We start from the raw sequence: 14,997 nt of genomic DNA on the forward strand, positions 1-14,997 counted from the left end.
GTGCGCGGCTTCCGCGGCCGCGGCGCAAACTTCCGCTTGATCTGTCCCGCCAAAAATGTATTACACTAAAAAACACAAAATACATTAAATCGCGGACCCCGCGGAACCGGCCCTGCAAGGAGACGCCGCCCCCGTTTGCGCGGGAGGCGGGCGGTCCGGACTTTGCCGCGCCACGGGCGCATGATGGGAGGAAGACGATGAAGAGAAGACTGGTCCTTGCCGCAATGGCATCGCTCGCGGCGGCGGGCGCCCTGCCTGCCGGAGCGCAGGAAGCCGCATGGCCGGCCAAGCGGGTGCAGATCTACGTGCCTGCCTCGCCGGGCGGCATCACCGACTCGGCGGCGCGAACCTTCGCCCGCGCGCTGGAGCGCCAGACCGGCGCCACGGTCGCGGTGGTCAACCAGACCGGCGGCGGCGGGGTTGTCGCGGTGCAGAGCGTCACCTCGGCAAAGCCCGACGGCAGCACGCTGCTGGTGTTCCATGCGATGCTGCATGCCGCCAACCTGTTCGGCCGCTCGCCCTATACCTACGAGGATCTGACGCCGATCTCGACGCTGAGCCAGGCCAATGACGTCTATGCCGTGCGCGCCGACGCGCCCTACAGCACCCTGCCCGAGCTGTTCGAGGCGGCCCAGGCCGATCCCGGTTCGATCCGGCTGGCCTCGCAGCTCGGCGGCACCACGCAGGTCAAGGGCGAGGCGCTGGTCAAGGCTTCGGGCGGCGCGCTGAAGCTGGTCGATGCCGGTTCCGAAGCCGAGCGCATGGCCGCGCTGATCGGCGAACAGGTGCAAGTCTCGTCGATGAGCGTCGCCACCGCGCAGCAATACGTGGAGTCGGGCGACATCAAGGTGCTGGCCGTGCCGACCGCCAAGCCGGATCCCTTCGCGCCCGACTGGCCGACGGCCGTCTCGCAGGGCGTCGACATCGATTTCCCGCTGACGTTGGAGCTCTACGGCCCGCCGGGCATGGATGACGACGTCTCCGGCTTGGCCGCGACCGCGCTGCAGGCCATCGCCGCGGATCCGCAATATGCCGAGGAAATGGCGAAGATCCGCCAGACCCCGCATATCCTGTCGCCGGAGGAGACCGCTGCCTTCGTCGCCAGGGAATACGCGTTCGTCGACAGCATGATCGACTGAACCTCCCGCCGGGGCCGCTTCTGTCGGGCGGCCCCGGTCCCAGCCAACGCGGAGATCCCATGTCCAGCACCCGCATTTCCGCCCTCGCCTTCCTGGCGCTGGCCGTCTTCATGCTGTGGTCGAACGAGCAGCTCGGCAAGATCGACATGATGGGCGATCCCGGCCCGCTCCTGATGCCGCGCATCACCGGCGGACTGATGGCCGCGCTTGCGCTGCTCCTCGCCCTCCGCCCCGACGCCGGAGAGGCGCCGAAAGCTGCAGCCTCCGCCCTGCCGCTGCCTGCCGTCGCCGGGCTCGTTGCCGCTGTGCTCGGCTATGCCGCGCTTTTCGGCATCCTGGGCTTCACCCTGTCGACGGCGCTGTTCCTCGCAACGGCAATCCTGCTCTTCGGTCCGCGCCGCCCGCGCGACATCGGCATCGCCGCGGCGGTCGGCATCGCGGTCTCGCTGGGGCTCGGGCTGGTCCTGAACGGCCTTCTGGGCGTCAACCTGCCCGGCACCCTGATCTGATCCCGCCAAAGGAGCCTTCCCATGCTGCCGGATTTCCTTTCCAGCCTCGCGGCCCTGCTGGTTCCCGGCCAGCTGGCGCTGATGTTCGGCGCCGTCGCGATCGGCCTGTTCTTCGGCGCGCTGCCAGGGCTGAACGCGATGATGGCCGTCGTCATCATGCTGCCGCTGACCTACGTGCTTTCGCCCTCGGCCGGGCTCGCCGTGCTGATCTCGGCCTATGTCGGCGGCATCTCCGGCGGCCTGGTCTCGGCCGCGCTGATGCGCATTCCGGGCACGCCGTCCTCGGTGGCGACGACCTTCGATGCCTTCCCGCTGGCCCGCGAAGGCAAGGCGGTGAAGGCGCTCGGCACCGGCATCGTCGCCTCCTTCTGCGGCGGCATCATCAGCCTCGCCATCCTCGTCGCCTTCGCCCCGGCGATCAGCCAGATTGCCGTGCGCTTCGGCCCGTTCGAATACACCGCCCTGACCGCGCTCGCCCTGACGCTGGTGGGGGCGCTGGCGGGCGAGCACATGGTCAAGGGGCTGCTCGCCGCGCTGCTGGGCCTCGGCCTGTCGCTGATCGGCTTCGCGCCGATCGACGGCACGCCGCGCTTCACCTTCGGCCAGGTCGACATGCTGGCGGGGATCGGGCTCGTGCCCTTCATGATCGGCCTCTTCGCCATCCCGCAGCTCGTCACCGAGGCGCTGGCCCCGGCGCGCAAGCTGGAGCTTGACGTGACCGAGCGCGGCATCGGCGTCACCAGCCGCGAACTGCGCGGCAACGCGCCCAACATCTTGCGATCTTCCCTGATCGGCACCGCCATCGGCGTGCTGCCCGGGATCGGCGGCGGCGCCTCGAACCTCGTCGCCTATGCCGCCGCGAAGAAGCGTTCGAAACGCCCCGAAACTTTCGGAAAGGGCGCGGTCGAGGGCATCTATGCCGCCGAATCCGCCAACAACGCGTCGATCGGCGGCGCGCTGCTGCCGCTGCTGACCCTGGGGATTCCGGGCGATGCGGTGACGGCGATGCTGATCGGCGGCTTCCAGATCCACGGGCTGCAGCCCGGGCCGCTGCTGTTCCGCACCCAGCCGGACGTGGTGACGGCGATCTATGCCGCCTTCCTGATCTCGGCGCTCATGGTGCTGGCGATCCAGCTGTCGACCATCCGCATCTTCCCGCGCGTGCTGCAGACGCCGAAACGCTATCTCGTGCCGGTGCTGGTCGTGCTGTCGGTGATCGGCGCCTTTGGCGCGGACAACCGGGTCTTCGACATCTGGGTGATGCTCGGCATCGGCGCGCTCGGCATCGCGATGGAGCGCTACCGCTTTCCGCTGGCGCCGATGGTGCTGGGCTTCGTGCTCGGGCCGATCCTGGAACAGAACCTGCGCCGCGCGATGATCTATTCCGAGGGCAGCCTGACGCCCTTCGTCACCCAGCCCATGGCCGCTGCCTGCACCTTCGCCTGCCTCGCAGTCATCGCCCTGAACCTCTGGCAGGCCGCAAGACGGAAACGCCCGGCATGACGATCACCGCAGACACGCCCTCCGCCCGTTCGACTGCCAAGCAGGATCCTGCGCCGCCGCGCCTGCCGCGCCGGATGCGCAAGGTCTACGCGCTGGAGGACCTGGAGCCCTTGGCCCGCCGCCACCTGCCGCGGCCGATCTTCGGCTATGTCGAGGGCGGGGCCGAGACCAACGCCTCGCGCGCCGATGCGCTGGCGGCCTTCTCCGAGATCGCGCTGCTGCCGCGCATCCTCAACGATGTCTCTGCGCGGCGGCTCGACACGGAGCTGATGGGCGAGCGCTGGGACCTGCCCTTCGGCATCGCGCCGATGGGGGTCTCGGCCCTGACCGGCTACCGCGGCGACCTCTCGCTGGCGCGCGCCGCCGATGCCGCGGGCATCCCGATGGTGATCAGCGCCGCGAGCCTGATTTCGCTGGAGGAGATCCGCGCCGCAGCACCGCGGGTCTGGTACCAGGCCTATCTGCCGAAGGACGAGGCGGACATCCTGGCGCTGCTCGACCGGCTGGTCCGGGCCGACATCCGGACGCTGGTGATCACCGTCGACAGCGCCGTGGTGCCGAGCCGCGAGAACAACCTGCGCACGGGCTACAAGACGCCGCTGAAGCCCAGCCTGTCGCTTCTGCTGGACGGGCTGACCCATCCGGCCTGGGCGATGGGCACCTTCCTGCGCACCTTCCTGAACCACGGCAACCCGCATTTCGAGAACGCCTCGGCGGGCCGCGGCGCACCGCTGCTGTCGCGCCAGGCGGTGCGGGACTTCTCCGGCCGCGAGTTCCTGAACTGGGAGATGGTCAAGACGATCCGGGAGCGCTGGCAGGGGCGGCTGGTGCTGAAGGGCGTGCTGCATCCGGCGGATGTGGCGCTGGCGCGCGGGGCCGGGCTCGACGGCGTGGTGCTGTCGAGCCATGGCGGGCGGCAGCTCGACTACGCGGTCTCGCCCCTGCGCGTGCTGGCGGCGGCCAAGGCCGTGTCGGGGGAGATGCCCCTGATGCTCGACAGCGGCATCCGCCGCGGCACCGACATCCTGAAGGCCTTCGGGCTGGGAGCGAGCTTCGTCTTCATCGGGCGTCCGTTCAACTACGCTTCGGCGCTTGGCGGCGAGGCGGGCGTGGCCCATGCGATCGGGCTGATGCGCACGCAGCTGCGCGCTGATCTGGGCATGATGGGGCTGCTGTCCATGCAGGAGATGAGCCCGGATCTGCTGCTGGCGGAAGGGTTCCGCCAGCGCAGGCCGTGATCCCGCGGCTCAGGCGGAGACGGCGAGGGCGGGAACGCCCAGCCTCGAAGCCAGCGCGCAAAGCGCGTCCATCCGGTAGTCCGAGACCGGCACGCCATCGGCCAGCGCCGCCCTGCGCTTCGCCGCCGCCCTGTCGCCCGGCATCCGCACCGAACCGCCCGGCTGGGCGGCAGGCGTCGCGCGGCAGGTTTCTGCCAGCCAGGTCGACTGCTCGAGGAAGGCGTCGTGACCGGCGAAGGCCTCCGGATCGAGCACCTGGAGGAAGACGTTCTGCGCGAATTCGCCGACCGCCGTGTTGGCGCGGCCCTTGCCGGACAGGCCCTGGCCCAGCATCTCCTCTCCGATCGCCATCGAGAAGCCCTTGTAGCCCTTGAGCTGCCCGCCGAGCGGCAGCAGCGTGCCGCCGCGCTCGGTGAATTCCTTCGGATCGTCGGTCGGCTGCCCGTCCGCGGTCAGCGCCCAGGCCTCGGGATAGCGCTTGCCCTCCGCGGCCAGCGATTGCGACATGGTCACGGTAGTGATCGAGCAGGAAATGTCGATCAGGATCGGGTCGCCCGCGGTGGGGAAGCCCATCGCCGTCGGGTTGGGCGTCAGGAGCGGTTCGGTCCCACCGAAGGGCGCCATCCGCCGCGCGCCGGGATTGGACGAGCTCAGCCGGACCACATAGCCCTGGTCGGTCACCTTGCGCATGAAGGCGGCCAGCGCGCAGGTGTGATGCGAATTGCGGATCGTCGCGGTGACCACGCCATGGTCCGCCACGCGGGCGCAGGCCTGCTCCAGCGCCTTCGAGACCAGCCAGGCCCCGGGAAGCGACTTGCCGTCCCAGACGAAGATCGCGCCGCCCCTGTCGCGGACGACCTCGTGCTCGCCGGTGCCCGCCATGCCGCCCTGGGCCAGCGCATCGGCATACCAGGGCAGCAGCCCGACGCCATGCGTGTCATGGCCGATCATGTCGCCCTCGACGAGGACATCCGCCGTGACGGCGGCCTTGGCCGGGTCCATCCCGGCGGCTTCGAGGATGGCGGCGGCATGGCCGCGCAGGGTGTCATGGGGGATATGGTGCATTGCGGTCTCCTTGCATGCAGCGGCGCCCCGGACCGGCCGGGGCGCCTGCGGGTGTCAGTCGTTGAAGCCGATCTGCGACAGCTGCAGTTCCAGGTTGGTGGCGATGGTCGGCGTGAAGGCCAGCCGAGGCGAAACCCGGGTGTAGCCCACCATGTGGAACAGCATGATGTCGGCGATGATCTCGTCGTTGGCCCGGGCGAAGACCTTCTGCCAGAGCGCCTCGCGCTCCGCGCCGGTGGCGGCGGTGGCCTTCTCGATGGCCGTGTCCAGCTCGGGATCGGAGACCATCGAATGGGCGCCGTCCGAATGGTACTTCACGTAGGCGGTGAAGACCGGGTCGCCCATCGCGTTGTCATGCTGGGCCTGGGTCAGGCTGGGGCCGTCATCATCCGGGAAGGGCTTGACGAAATAGGTGTTCCAGACCGAGACGTCGTTCATCTGCAGGTCGATGTTGAAGCCGACCTCGCGCAGCATGGCGGCGATCGCCTCCATCGCCTCGGTGGCATTGGCGAACTGGTTGACGCGGCCGATCATGTGGATCGGCATGTCGACCGGAACGCCGTCGGCCTTCGCCTCGGCCAGAAGCGCGCGGGCGCGGTCGGGATCGTAGGGGAAGGGCTCGATGTCCTTGTTGTAGCCCATCGTCGTCGGCACCACGAGCTGGGTGGCGATCTGGACGTCCTCCGAGAACAGCGTGCCGATCATCGCCTCGCGGTCGATGGCGAGGTTCAGCGCCTCGCGCACGCGGCGGTCGTCGAGCGGCGGCTCCAACGTGTTGATCCGGATCCGGGTGGTTTCGGAATTCGGGTAGGAGAAGTCCGTCTCGGGATCGGTCGCGTCCTGGATGGCGATCGAGGGCACGATGTCGGCCTCGCCCGCCTGGACCATCGCGGCCGCCACGGCCGAGTCCGCGCGGAACACGTAGCTGGCGGATTCGACGATCGGCTGCTCGCCCCAGTAGTCCGGGTTGCGCGCCAGCTTGATGCTCTTGCCGACATCCCAGCTGTCGAAGACATAGGGCCCGGTGCCGACCGGGGCGCGGGTGAACTCGTTTTCGGGCGTGGCCGCCCTGCTCTCCACCGGCATGACCGCCATCAGGAGCGGCAGGATCGGCGAGGGGGGCGACGTGGTGATCTCCAGCGTGTGCGGATCGGGCGTCTCGAAGCTGAAATCGATCCCGCCGAAGAATTTCGCGCCGACCTCGCAGGGCAGGTTCGGGTTCTGGTTCCTCTGGATCGAGAAGATCACGTCCTCGGCGGTGAAATCGCCGCCGTCATGGAATTTCACCCCGTCGCGCAGGTGGAACCGCCAGGTGTCCTCGTCCACCTGTTCCCAGCTGGTGGCCAGGCGCGGCATGATCCCGCCGTCGCGGTAGTTGTACTCGGTCAGGCGTTCAGTGATGTTCTGCGAAATGATCCGGCTGATGTTCTGGCGCCCGACCATGCAGGGCTCCATCACGTCGACTTCCTCGTTCAGGACGATGGTCACGTCCCGCCCCTCGGCGGCGGCCGCACCGGTCCAGGCCGCGGCAACCATCGCCGCAGCCACAGCAGTCTTGCTGATCTGCATATTTCTCTCCTCCTCGCGGAATCCCCCCGTTTCTCCTCCGGGGATTTGCGCAGGAATTAATGTATTATAAAAATATCGGATTGAAAGACATTTATTCGGAAACCGGCGCGCCGTCCTGCGGATTGCCCGATTCCCGGTCTTTCACGCCGGCGAAGACGCGTTCCTTGCCGCGCTGCATGTGATAGGCCATGTAGTTGCGCGCGGCATCGGCATCGCGGGCCTCGATGGCGTGCAGGATGGCGGCATGCTCCTCGGTGACGCGGGCCGAGCGTTCGGCGAAATCGCGCGGCATCGAGCGGCGGGCATAGTTCATCGCGCTGGCGAAGGTCTCCCTGCGCGAGGCCAGGGCGTCGGTCAGGAAGTTGTTCCGCGCCGCCTTCACGATGGCGATATGGAAGGCCAGGTCGTTCTCGACGCTCATCTCGCCGCGGGCGAAGGCCGCGGTCTGTGCGGCATGGGCCTCGCGGATGCGCCGCAGGTCCGAGGCCTCGGCCCGCTGCGCCGCCAGCCCGGCCGCCTCGCGCTCGATCAGTTCGCGGAATTCGTGGAAGCGCTGCACCTCGGCGACCGAACCGACCTGCGGCGGGCCGAGCACGTCGCGCGAGGGGCGCTTGAGCACCAGGCTCTTCTTGCCCGGCGAGGAGGAGATGATCCCGTCGGTCTTCAGCCGCGACATCGCCTCGCGGACGACGGTGCGCGACACCGAGAAGCTGTCGCAGAACTCCGCCTCGGTCGGAAGGCACTGGCCGACCGGGATGGTGCCCTCGACCACGAGGCGCAGGATCTCCTCGTAGACCTTGTCGCTCAGCGGCACGTCTGGGGTCTTCGAGACCGCCGCGAGCGTTTCGAGCGCGGCCGCCGCCACAGGGTCATGTACCTTCGTTCTCGCCATCCGCCCGATCTGCCTTCCCGCCTTGCGATGGGGCAAGGTTAGCGGAGGCCCGCCCGCGATTGAATAGCGGATCCGCAGGCGTCCGGGACCGGCCGGGCGCGCGGAGGCACGTGCGGGCCGGGGCAGGGCGGCCGGCCCCGGCAAGGGGCCCCTCCCATGCCCCCGGGCCGGGAGGGCGCTGGCTTGCGCGGCGAGGATGCTCCGGCGGCCACCGTCCCGGCCTCGCGGGAACCGCGGCGGGCGCCCTGACTTGGACCGGAACCTGGCTGAACCGGGCGGGATCATGGGGCTGCGCGGTGGCGCTGCCGCCCGGCGCGCTGACTCTGGGTCCGGGCGGCACGGCGCTCCCGGGGCAAGGGCGCCGTGCCGCCGCTTCCCGTGGAGAACCGCGTCATGTCCGGCAGCTCTGCCGCCAGTGGCCGGCATGGTGATCCGGCTGCCCAGGACATGCCTCGTGCCGGGGCAGGTGCGCATGCTCCATTCCTTGGGGCGTCCGGCGCAGGTCCCGCTGCCTGAAGGACCATATCCGCGCCCATAGGCAGGAGAACCGGGCCGCCGCTGTCCTGTCACGGCCGGGGGGGCTTGGCGGCCGGAGGCATAGCGGTGGCGCCGGATTTCGGCTCCGGCGCCGCAGGGCACCTGCGATGCGAGGCAGCGGGCGCGCCAGGATTTCGGGTATCGGCAGCCGCATTTTGCCGGCCCTGATCTCGGACCCGGCGCTGCGCTCGGCGCGCCGTTGCCGGGTCCATTGTCCGGGCCGTCGCACAGGACGCCATGCCGCCCCATGTGGCAGATTGGAGAGCCGCCGGTCCGGGTCCGCCGCCACCGCATCATGTCGAGGCCGCCGCCTGCGATGCGTCCGCTCCGGACGTGGGTCGGCCCGGGACCGCTGCCGGTCGACGCGCCCGAGCGCAGCGCTGTCCGCTGCGCAGCGGAACCGGCCGTCATGGCGGCAATGACGCGATCCTATTGTACGCTGTTGCGGGAGAAATCCGACATCCCCCATCTACCCGTTGATATGGACGTAGGATCGCACGGTGCCGATCGCATCGGCCGTCAGCCCGTACAAATCGGATGCGCGTGCTCTCCGCCGCCCCGGCGAGCGTCGCGCAGGTAATCAGCGGGATGGTTCTGCGGCATGCCGGTCGGCAGGACGGTTCCGCCTTTGCCGTCCGGCCGACGAAAGCGGCGGAGGTGCCGTCATTCGCATTTCGAGGAAACCCATGGCGGGGCCGCCGATGCTGTCGAAGCCGCGGATGCGGCGGCGCAGGCCGGCGCCGATCTAGCGGATAAATGCTGACTCCGGCCCGGGGAGGGAGTCCATCTCAAGCGCCTCCGGACAGGCCGGAAAGGGCTGCCGTGCCGGTCAGGTCGCCGGCCTTCGTCTCCGCGCCGGCTGGTCCGAACGGTCCGGCCCGCGCGGTCCGGGATCGCGGAAAATGGCGCAGGCGGGGCTGTCCCGCCGTTGTCCCCGGGCGCTGCCGGACCCCCCGGAAATCCCGCTTGCGGGGCGCTTCCCGTCAATGGCGTGGCTGATCTCGGCGCACCGGGTCCGGCCGGAGGTCGTGGCCGGACCCTTCCGGCAGCAGCCGCGCCATCCCGGGGCCTGCGCAGGCCCCGCACGGCATCACCAGGGGGCATCCGCCCCGGGGTCGCGCAGCAGGGCCGCCGCAATCGCCCGGGCCGGGCCGCCGCCGTCATGTGCCACGCGGACATGGGTCAGGGGCAGGGCGGGGAGGCCCGCAGAGGCCGGGACTTCCTCCAGATCCCGCCCGGCCAGCGACCGCGGCAGGGCGGCAATTGCCAGATCGGCCCGCAGCGCCGCCACCTGTCCCATCGCGGTGTCGCTGCCATAGGCGATCCGGTAGCGGCGGCCGGCGGTGTCCAGCGCCTCCAGAGCCGCGCGGCGCCAGGCGCAGCCGGGATCGGCCGCCGCCAGCGGCAGGGGATCGGTGTCCGCCGCCCGGCCGCCCCGCGCCGTCAGCCAGCAGAGCGGGTCCGAGCGGATCTCGTCGCAAGGCAGCGCGGCAGGACCGACATCGTTGAAGAGCGCCAGGTTGCAGGCCCCCTCGCGGAAGCTCTCCGCCACGCGCGCCGCCGTCCCGAGCCGCACGTCGACGCGCAGCTCCGGGTAGTCCCCGGCGATCCGGCGGAGCAGTCCGGGCAGCAGCGACACGCCCAGATCGTGCGGGGCGGCAACGCTCACCAGTCCCTCCAGCGCGGGGCGGCGGAACAGGGCCAGCGTCTCGTCGCTCAGCGAAAGCATGTCCCGCGCCTGCCGCAGCAGCAGTTCGCCGTGCCGGGTCAGGGCCACGCGGCGGGCATTCCGCTCCAGCAGGCGGTGGCCGAGCGCGTCTTCGAGCCGGGCGATCTGCAGGCTGACCGCCGAGGGCGAGAGGTTCACCCGTGCGGCGGCCAGCCGGAAGGACCCGGTGTCATGGATGGCGACGAAGCTGCGCAGGGCGTCGAGATTCAGGGTCCGGGCGGCCATGGGTTCCATTCATGAGAATTTCGAAACCATAAGATTTAATAATGCCGTTTTCCTGCATCTTGGTCTGCCGGTACCGTTCCGTCAACCCGAGGAGATGCCGATGCCGCGCCCGCCCCGCCCGATCCTGTCCGGCCTTGCCTGGGCCGCCCTTGCCGTCCTGGTCTGGTCCGGTTCGCTGCTGCTGCTGCGCACCGGGGTGACCTCCGGGCTGACGGCGCATGACCTGGCCGCGCTGCGGTTCGGCACGGCCGGGCTTCTGCTGGCGCCTGTCCTGCTGCGCGGCGGCACCCGTCTGCGCCTGGCTGTGACGCTCGCGATGGCGGCCAGTTTCGGGGCGCCCTATGTGCTGCTGCTGTCGCTTGCCATGAAGACGGCCCCGGCGGCCGCTGCCGGGGCGGTCAATCCCGGCGCGATGGCGATTGCCTCTGTGCTTCTGGCGCGGGCCGCCCGCTGGCTGCGGCGCAGAGGCTGGGCATCCTGGCGGCCGCGGCGGGCCTCGCCGTGCTCGTCCTGGCCGGAGGCGGACCCGCGCCGGGGCATGTGCTGCTGCTGGCCACCGGGCTGATGTGGGCTGGATACGCGGCGCTGGTGCGGCATTTCCGGGTGCCCGCCCTGGCCGCGACGGCGGCGGTCTCGGTCGCGTCTGCGGTTCTCTACCTGCCGGTCCACGCCCTGTTGCTGCCAAGCCGGATCGGGCAGTGCCGGTGGCGGAGGTGCTGCTGCAGGCCGGTTTCCAGGGCGTGCTGGTCAGCATCGTGGCGGTGTATGCCTTCACCCGCTCGGCGGAGCTTCTGGGACCGGTCGCCGGGACCAGCCTGCCGGCGCTGATCCCGGTGGCCACGCTGGCGCTCGAGTCGGCCGTGCTGCGGCAGGCCCCGCCACCGGGCGAGGCCTGCGCGGCCGGGCTCGTCGCGTTCGGCATCGGCGCGATCCTGGCAGGCCGGCATGCGGACGGCCTGCTGCACAGGTCCGCGCGTTGCGGGTCAGCCGAGGAAGCCGGAGATCGCGGCGGCGACCGCGCCGGGGCATTCCATCGGCGACAGGTGCGGCCCGTCGATCCAGCCGAGCCGCGCCCCGGGGATTCCGGCTGCCAAGGCTGCGGAGGCTGAGGGCGGCACCATCTGGTCGGAGCGGTTGCCGAGCACCAGGGTCCGCGCCCGGACATCGGCAAGGTCGCCGGAGATGTCCAGCTCGCGGTCCAGCCGCGCCTGCCGCGCCATGCCGTCCCAGTCGGTGGTGGCTTCCATTCCGCGCAGGACCTCGCCGATATCCGCCATGCCGGCCACGAAATCGGCGCTGAAGCCTGTCAGCAGGAGCAGCCGGGCCAGCGCCGCCCTGTCCCGCCCGGCCAGCTCGATCCAGTGGTCGAACTGCATGCGCGAGCGCGGGTCGGTCCCTGTCGCGAACCCGCCCAGGGCGACCAGGCTGCGCACCCGCACCGGCTGCCGCGCGGCGATCCGCACCGCGACCGCCGCGCCCAGCGAGAACCCCGCAAGGTCGAAGGTCTCCGCCCCGGCATGGTCGGCCGCGGCAAGGACCTGCGCTGCCAGCATGTCGAGCGTCAGGGCGCCGCCCGCGTCCCGGGTCAGGCCCGAACCGGCATAGTCGGGCCGCAGGATGCGCCGCCCCGGCAGCTGCGCGGCGACCCCGGCCCAGTTCGCCTCGCCGTCGCCGCCGGTGCCGTGGACCAGCACCAGCGCCGGGCCCCTGCCGTGATCGCGGTAGCCGACCGAAGCGGCGCCCGCGGGAACATGATGTATCGCCATCGTGAAAGTCTCCGTCTTGATCCGATGGCATCCCTCCTGCATCCTGACAGCGCTGTGAGGGTCAAGGCCCGGAAGGAGAGCCAATGCAGATCGGAGAAATCGCGGAGCGCAGCGGCGTCAGCGTGCGCATGCTGCGCTATTACGAGGCCGAGGGGCTGCTTGCGCCCGCGCGGCGCGGCAGCGGCTACCGCGACTATTCCGGACGCGACCTCGAAGAGGCGCGCCGCATCCGGCAGCTGGCCGAGGCCGGGCTGACCATCGAGGCGATGCGCGACCTGCTGCCCTGCGTCATCAGCCCCGAGCCGAGGTTCCATCCCTGCGACAATCTCCGGGCGCGGCTGGCCGGGGAGCTGGAGAAGCTCGACCGCAAGCTGGAAGACGTCGCGCGGTCGCGCGCGCTGATCGCGGGCTATCTCGACAGCCTCTAGCCCTGCGCTCAGGCGAAGCGCGCCAGCCAGCCGGCGCAGCGCGCGGCATCCCGCGCGTCGTATTCCGCCATCGCCGCGGCGGGGGGGCGGTCGAACTGCCGCTCGCTCTCCTCGCCGATCGCGGCGAGACGCATCGAGTACCAGGCGGTCATCGCGCCCGGCGGCGGCGCCTCGAAGGACGGGAACGCCGGATCGCCGCCCGGTCCGTCCAGCCAGGCTGCGGCCAGCGACGGGTCGAGCGCCAGCGCCCGCGCGATCCCCACCGCATCGGCGGCGCCGCTGCGCACCGCCATGGCGGCCGCCGCGCGGGTCTTGATCCCCCCGGTCAGCATCAGCGGAACGCGGGTGACGGCCTTGGCGCGCCGGGCGAAATCCAGGAAATAGGGGCCGGAAGCCGAGCTGCCTTCCGAGCTTGCCGGCGCACCGGGAAAATAGGTGCCGCCGCTGATGTCGATCAGATCGGCCGATGCCCGGTCCAGCATGCGGACCACTTCCAGCGCCTCGTCCGGTCCCAGCCCGCCGGCAAGCCTGTCGGTCGCGTTGATCTTGACGGCGACCGGGAAGGCGGGGCCGACGGCGCGGCGCACGGCTCCGAGCGTCTCGCCGATCACCCGGAACCGCGCGGCAACCGGACCGCCATAGCCGTCGCCGCGGCGGTTGAAGAGCGGCGACAGGAACTGGCTGAACAGGAAGCCGTGCCCGGCATGGATCTCGACCCCGCCGAACCCGGCCTGCCGTGCCTGTGCCGCGGCCCGCGCATAGGCATCGGGCAGCGCGGCGATTTCCTCCGCGGTCATGCCGCCGCAGCGCAGTCCCTCGACATCCAGAGGCGAGGGCCCCTTGGGCGTGCTCAGGGGCGCATGGGCCAGCGCGCCGGCATGGCCCAGCTGCGGCCAGATCTTCGCGCCATGGGCCGATCCGCGGGCGGCGAGCCGTTGCAGCGCCGCCATGTCGGCATCGGGCACGAGAACGAGGTTGCCGGGCTTCTCGGGATAGCGCGGGTCAGTCTGGACCTCGCCGATCAGCGACAGCGCCGCGCCGCCTTCGGCCCAGCGTTCGTAGAGCCGCATCTGCGCGCAGGTCGGATTGCCCCTGCCGTCGCCGAGGCTGTCGGACATCGCCGCCTTGACGATGCGGTTCTTCAGCCGCGCGCCGCAGGGCAGCTCCAGGGGCTGCCCCAGCACCGCGCCGTCATCCGCGTGTTCCGTTTCCATGCCGTCTCCCTGTCCGGGGGTCCGCCCTGCCGGGCCGGGCCCGTGCCTGCGGAACAGTGTCGGGACGGCGGCTGGACGGGTCAACCCCGCTGCCGGGCCTGTCTGTGTCGCCGGGCACAGCGGCGCGGCCGGTGCCGGGATACCGTCCGGGCAGATGCTGCGAACGGGAGGCTTGCATGCCAGAAGACTTCACCAATGTCCCGGTGCCGGGCTGGATCGGCGGCTTTGCCCAGTCCGATCCGCATTTCGCCTATCCGGACCCCGAGCTCGGCGCGCTGCCGCTGCTCGACAACATGGCCAACATTGCCAGGCTGCAGCGCCAGCAGGCGGTGCTCTGGCCGGAATTCAGCTGGCAGTCCGTGCCGGGCGACGAGAGCTCGCGCTGCTACCAGATGTTCGCCCCGGACATCTCGCGCATCGGCTATACCGACGAGGGCCGGGTCTATTCGATCATCTGCCCGCAGCAGGGCGCCTGCTCGCCCGCCTTCGGCTGCCTGAATGTCGAGGTGACCGTGACCGGCCAGCGCGGCTGGGTCGACGAGACCGCCCGCACCATGGCGGCGGACATGACCGTGACCGGCAAGGTCTGGTTCAGCCCCTCTGCCAAGGAAAGCGGGCTGGTGCGGATGCTGTGGCATGCCTTCGAGGCGCTCGGCAGCAAGTTTCCCCATGACAAGGCCCATGCGATCGAGGTCGCGACCCATCTCAAGGGCGACCCTTCCCAGCCGGTCTTTCCGCTGCGCAAGGGCGAGACCGATGCCTTCGCCATCCCGGATTTCGCCCGGCATCCCGAGGCCTGGGACGTGGCGAACCTGCTGGTCGAGATCGGGCCGGTGGCGAAGACCGGCGATCCGCTGGCCGATGCCTTCAACGCGCTAGTGATGGAGGCATTCAACGCCGCCTCGGGCAACCTTCTGCTCGAAGGCAACACGCTGGCCTGGAATGTCTGGTTCGCCGCGCCGGCGCTGGTCGACCGGGCCGAATGGCAGGCCCATGCCGAGAGATGGCGCAAGTCCATCGATGCCGATCACGGCAGCCCCGGCGGCAAGGGCACCGCGCCGCGCCATTTCGACGGCAGCCCGTTCCGGCCGCTCGACTCGCTGCTCGAGGAGGAGGCGGCCAAGATCTGGAAATTCATCCGCGACCACCTGCGCGGATGATCCCGGCCCGGCCGGGAGGGCCG

Annotated in this window: 13 protein-coding genes; 7 read left to right on the top strand and 6 right to left on the bottom strand. The window is 70.6% G+C overall.

The features are described 5' to 3' along the window. Positions 1-197 precede the first annotated feature (197 nt). From HCC78_RS14060 to HCC78_RS14075, 4 genes are read left to right on the top strand one after another with little or no spacing between them, the layout of a single operon-like run. Positions 198-1,139 carry a tripartite tricarboxylate transporter substrate binding protein gene (locus HCC78_RS14060; RefSeq protein ID WP_172329421.1) on the top strand — a complete coding sequence of 314 codons (942 nt, stop codon included), beginning with the start codon at positions 198-200 and terminating at the stop codon, positions 1,137-1,139. Positions 1,140-1,198: 59 nt separating this feature from the next. After that, entirely contained in the window at positions 1,199-1,648 is a 450-nt protein-coding gene (locus HCC78_RS14065) for a tripartite tricarboxylate transporter TctB family protein (RefSeq protein WP_172329422.1), read from the top strand. Positions 1,649-1,669: 21 nt separating this feature from the next. Next, positions 1,670-3,151, top strand: a complete 1,482-nt coding sequence (locus HCC78_RS14070; RefSeq protein WP_172329423.1) for a tripartite tricarboxylate transporter permease — start codon at positions 1,670-1,672, stop codon at positions 3,149-3,151. Further along, positions 3,148-4,389 carry an alpha-hydroxy acid oxidase gene (locus HCC78_RS14075; protein ID WP_172329424.1) on the top strand — a complete coding sequence of 414 codons (1,242 nt, stop codon included), beginning with the start codon at positions 3,148-3,150 and terminating at the stop codon, positions 4,387-4,389. Before HCC78_RS14070 ends, HCC78_RS14075 begins: the two co-directional genes overlap by 4 nt. A 9-nt stretch (positions 4,390-4,398) precedes the next feature. On the opposite strand, the gene HCC78_RS14080 is transcribed toward HCC78_RS14075, so the two are convergent. The 4 genes from HCC78_RS14080 to HCC78_RS14095 form a co-directional block, all read right to left on the bottom strand. Further along, on the bottom strand, positions 4,399-5,454 hold the full coding sequence (locus HCC78_RS14080) for an Ldh family oxidoreductase (RefSeq protein WP_172329425.1): 1,056 nt from the start codon (positions 5,452-5,454) through the stop codon (positions 4,399-4,401). A gap of 54 nt (positions 5,455-5,508) precedes the next feature. Continuing rightward, positions 5,509-7,023: an ABC transporter substrate-binding protein gene (locus tag HCC78_RS14085; RefSeq protein WP_172329426.1), complete on the bottom strand. Its 1,515-nt coding sequence runs from the start codon at positions 7,021-7,023 to the stop codon at positions 5,509-5,511. Between the two features lie 91 nt (positions 7,024-7,114). After that, entirely contained in the window at positions 7,115-7,915 is an 801-nt protein-coding gene (locus HCC78_RS14090) for a FadR/GntR family transcriptional regulator (RefSeq protein WP_172329427.1), read from the bottom strand. A 1,627-nt stretch (positions 7,916-9,542) separates the two neighbouring features. Next, positions 9,543-10,406, bottom strand: coding sequence for a LysR substrate-binding domain-containing protein (locus tag HCC78_RS14095; protein ID WP_253949171.1), 864 nt, complete (start codon positions 10,404-10,406; stop codon positions 9,543-9,545). Positions 10,407-10,506: 100 nt separating this feature from the next. Here HCC78_RS14095 and HCC78_RS33175 point away from each other — a divergent pair, with 100 nt between their 5' ends. Further along, positions 10,507-10,971 (top strand): hypothetical protein, encoded by a 465-nt coding sequence (locus tag HCC78_RS33175; RefSeq protein WP_216671152.1) that lies wholly within the window; start codon positions 10,507-10,509, stop codon positions 10,969-10,971. Positions 10,972-11,389: 418 nt separating this feature from the next. On the opposite strand, the gene HCC78_RS14105 is transcribed toward HCC78_RS33175, so the two are convergent. Further along, on the bottom strand, positions 11,390-12,172 hold the full coding sequence (locus HCC78_RS14105) for an alpha/beta fold hydrolase (protein WP_172329429.1): 783 nt from the start codon (positions 12,170-12,172) through the stop codon (positions 11,390-11,392). 83 nt (positions 12,173-12,255) lie between these two features. Here HCC78_RS14105 and HCC78_RS14110 point away from each other — a divergent pair, with 83 nt between their 5' ends. Further along, positions 12,256-12,600: a MerR family transcriptional regulator gene (locus tag HCC78_RS14110; RefSeq protein WP_172329430.1), complete on the top strand. Its 345-nt coding sequence runs from the start codon at positions 12,256-12,258 to the stop codon at positions 12,598-12,600. An 8-nt stretch (positions 12,601-12,608) separates the two neighbouring features. Here the strand turns inward: HCC78_RS14110 and HCC78_RS14115 are convergent, their stop codons facing one another. Continuing rightward, positions 12,609-13,814 carry an oxidoreductase gene (locus tag HCC78_RS14115; RefSeq protein WP_172329431.1) on the bottom strand — a complete coding sequence of 402 codons (1,206 nt, stop codon included), beginning with the start codon at positions 13,812-13,814 and terminating at the stop codon, positions 12,609-12,611. 176 nt (positions 13,815-13,990) lie between these two features. Between HCC78_RS14115 and HCC78_RS14120 the strand changes: the two genes are divergently transcribed. Next, a complete protein-coding gene (locus HCC78_RS14120; RefSeq protein WP_172329432.1) occupies positions 13,991-14,974 on the top strand; it encodes a hypothetical protein in 984 nt (327 codons plus the stop codon). Positions 14,975-14,997 lie beyond the last annotated feature (23 nt).

This window comes from Mangrovicoccus sp. HB161399 (assembly GCF_013184745.1).
Classification (GTDB): domain Bacteria; phylum Pseudomonadota; class Alphaproteobacteria; order Rhodobacterales; family Rhodobacteraceae; genus Mangrovicoccus.

What these genes read in the sequence shown, in the direction of transcription:
- HCC78_RS14060 (WP_172329421.1), top strand. Translation starts at nt 198, where the DNA reads ATGAAGAGAAGACTGGTCCTTGCCGCAATGGCATCGCTCGCGGCGGCG.
- HCC78_RS14065 (WP_172329422.1), top strand. Translation starts at nt 1,199, where the DNA reads ATGTCCAGCACCCGCATTTCCGCCCTCGCCTTCCTGGCGCTGGCCGTC.
- HCC78_RS14070 (WP_172329423.1), top strand. Translation starts at nt 1,670, where the DNA reads ATGCTGCCGGATTTCCTTTCCAGCCTCGCGGCCCTGCTGGTTCCCGGC.
- HCC78_RS14075 (WP_172329424.1), top strand. Translation starts at nt 3,148, where the DNA reads ATGACGATCACCGCAGACACGCCCTCCGCCCGTTCGACTGCCAAGCAG.
- HCC78_RS14080 (WP_172329425.1), bottom strand. Translation starts at nt 5,454, where the DNA reads ATGCACCATATCCCCCATGACACCCTGCGCGGCCATGCCGCCGCCATC.
- HCC78_RS14085 (WP_172329426.1), bottom strand. Translation starts at nt 7,023, where the DNA reads ATGCAGATCAGCAAGACTGCTGTGGCTGCGGCGATGGTTGCCGCGGCC.
- HCC78_RS14090 (WP_172329427.1), bottom strand. Translation starts at nt 7,915, where the DNA reads ATGGCGAGAACGAAGGTACATGACCCTGTGGCGGCGGCCGCGCTCGAA.
- HCC78_RS14095 (WP_253949171.1), bottom strand. Translation starts at nt 10,406, where the DNA reads ATGGCCGCCCGGACCCTGAATCTCGACGCCCTGCGCAGCTTCGTCGCC.
- HCC78_RS33175 (WP_216671152.1), top strand. Translation starts at nt 10,507, where the DNA reads ATGCCGCGCCCGCCCCGCCCGATCCTGTCCGGCCTTGCCTGGGCCGCC.
- HCC78_RS14105 (WP_172329429.1), bottom strand. Translation starts at nt 12,172, where the DNA reads ATGGCGATACATCATGTTCCCGCGGGCGCCGCTTCGGTCGGCTACCGC.
- HCC78_RS14110 (WP_172329430.1), top strand. Translation starts at nt 12,256, where the DNA reads ATGCAGATCGGAGAAATCGCGGAGCGCAGCGGCGTCAGCGTGCGCATG.
- HCC78_RS14115 (WP_172329431.1), bottom strand. Translation starts at nt 13,814, where the DNA reads ATGGAAACGGAACACGCGGATGACGGCGCGGTGCTGGGGCAGCCCCTG.
- HCC78_RS14120 (WP_172329432.1), top strand. Translation starts at nt 13,991, where the DNA reads ATGCCAGAAGACTTCACCAATGTCCCGGTGCCGGGCTGGATCGGCGGC.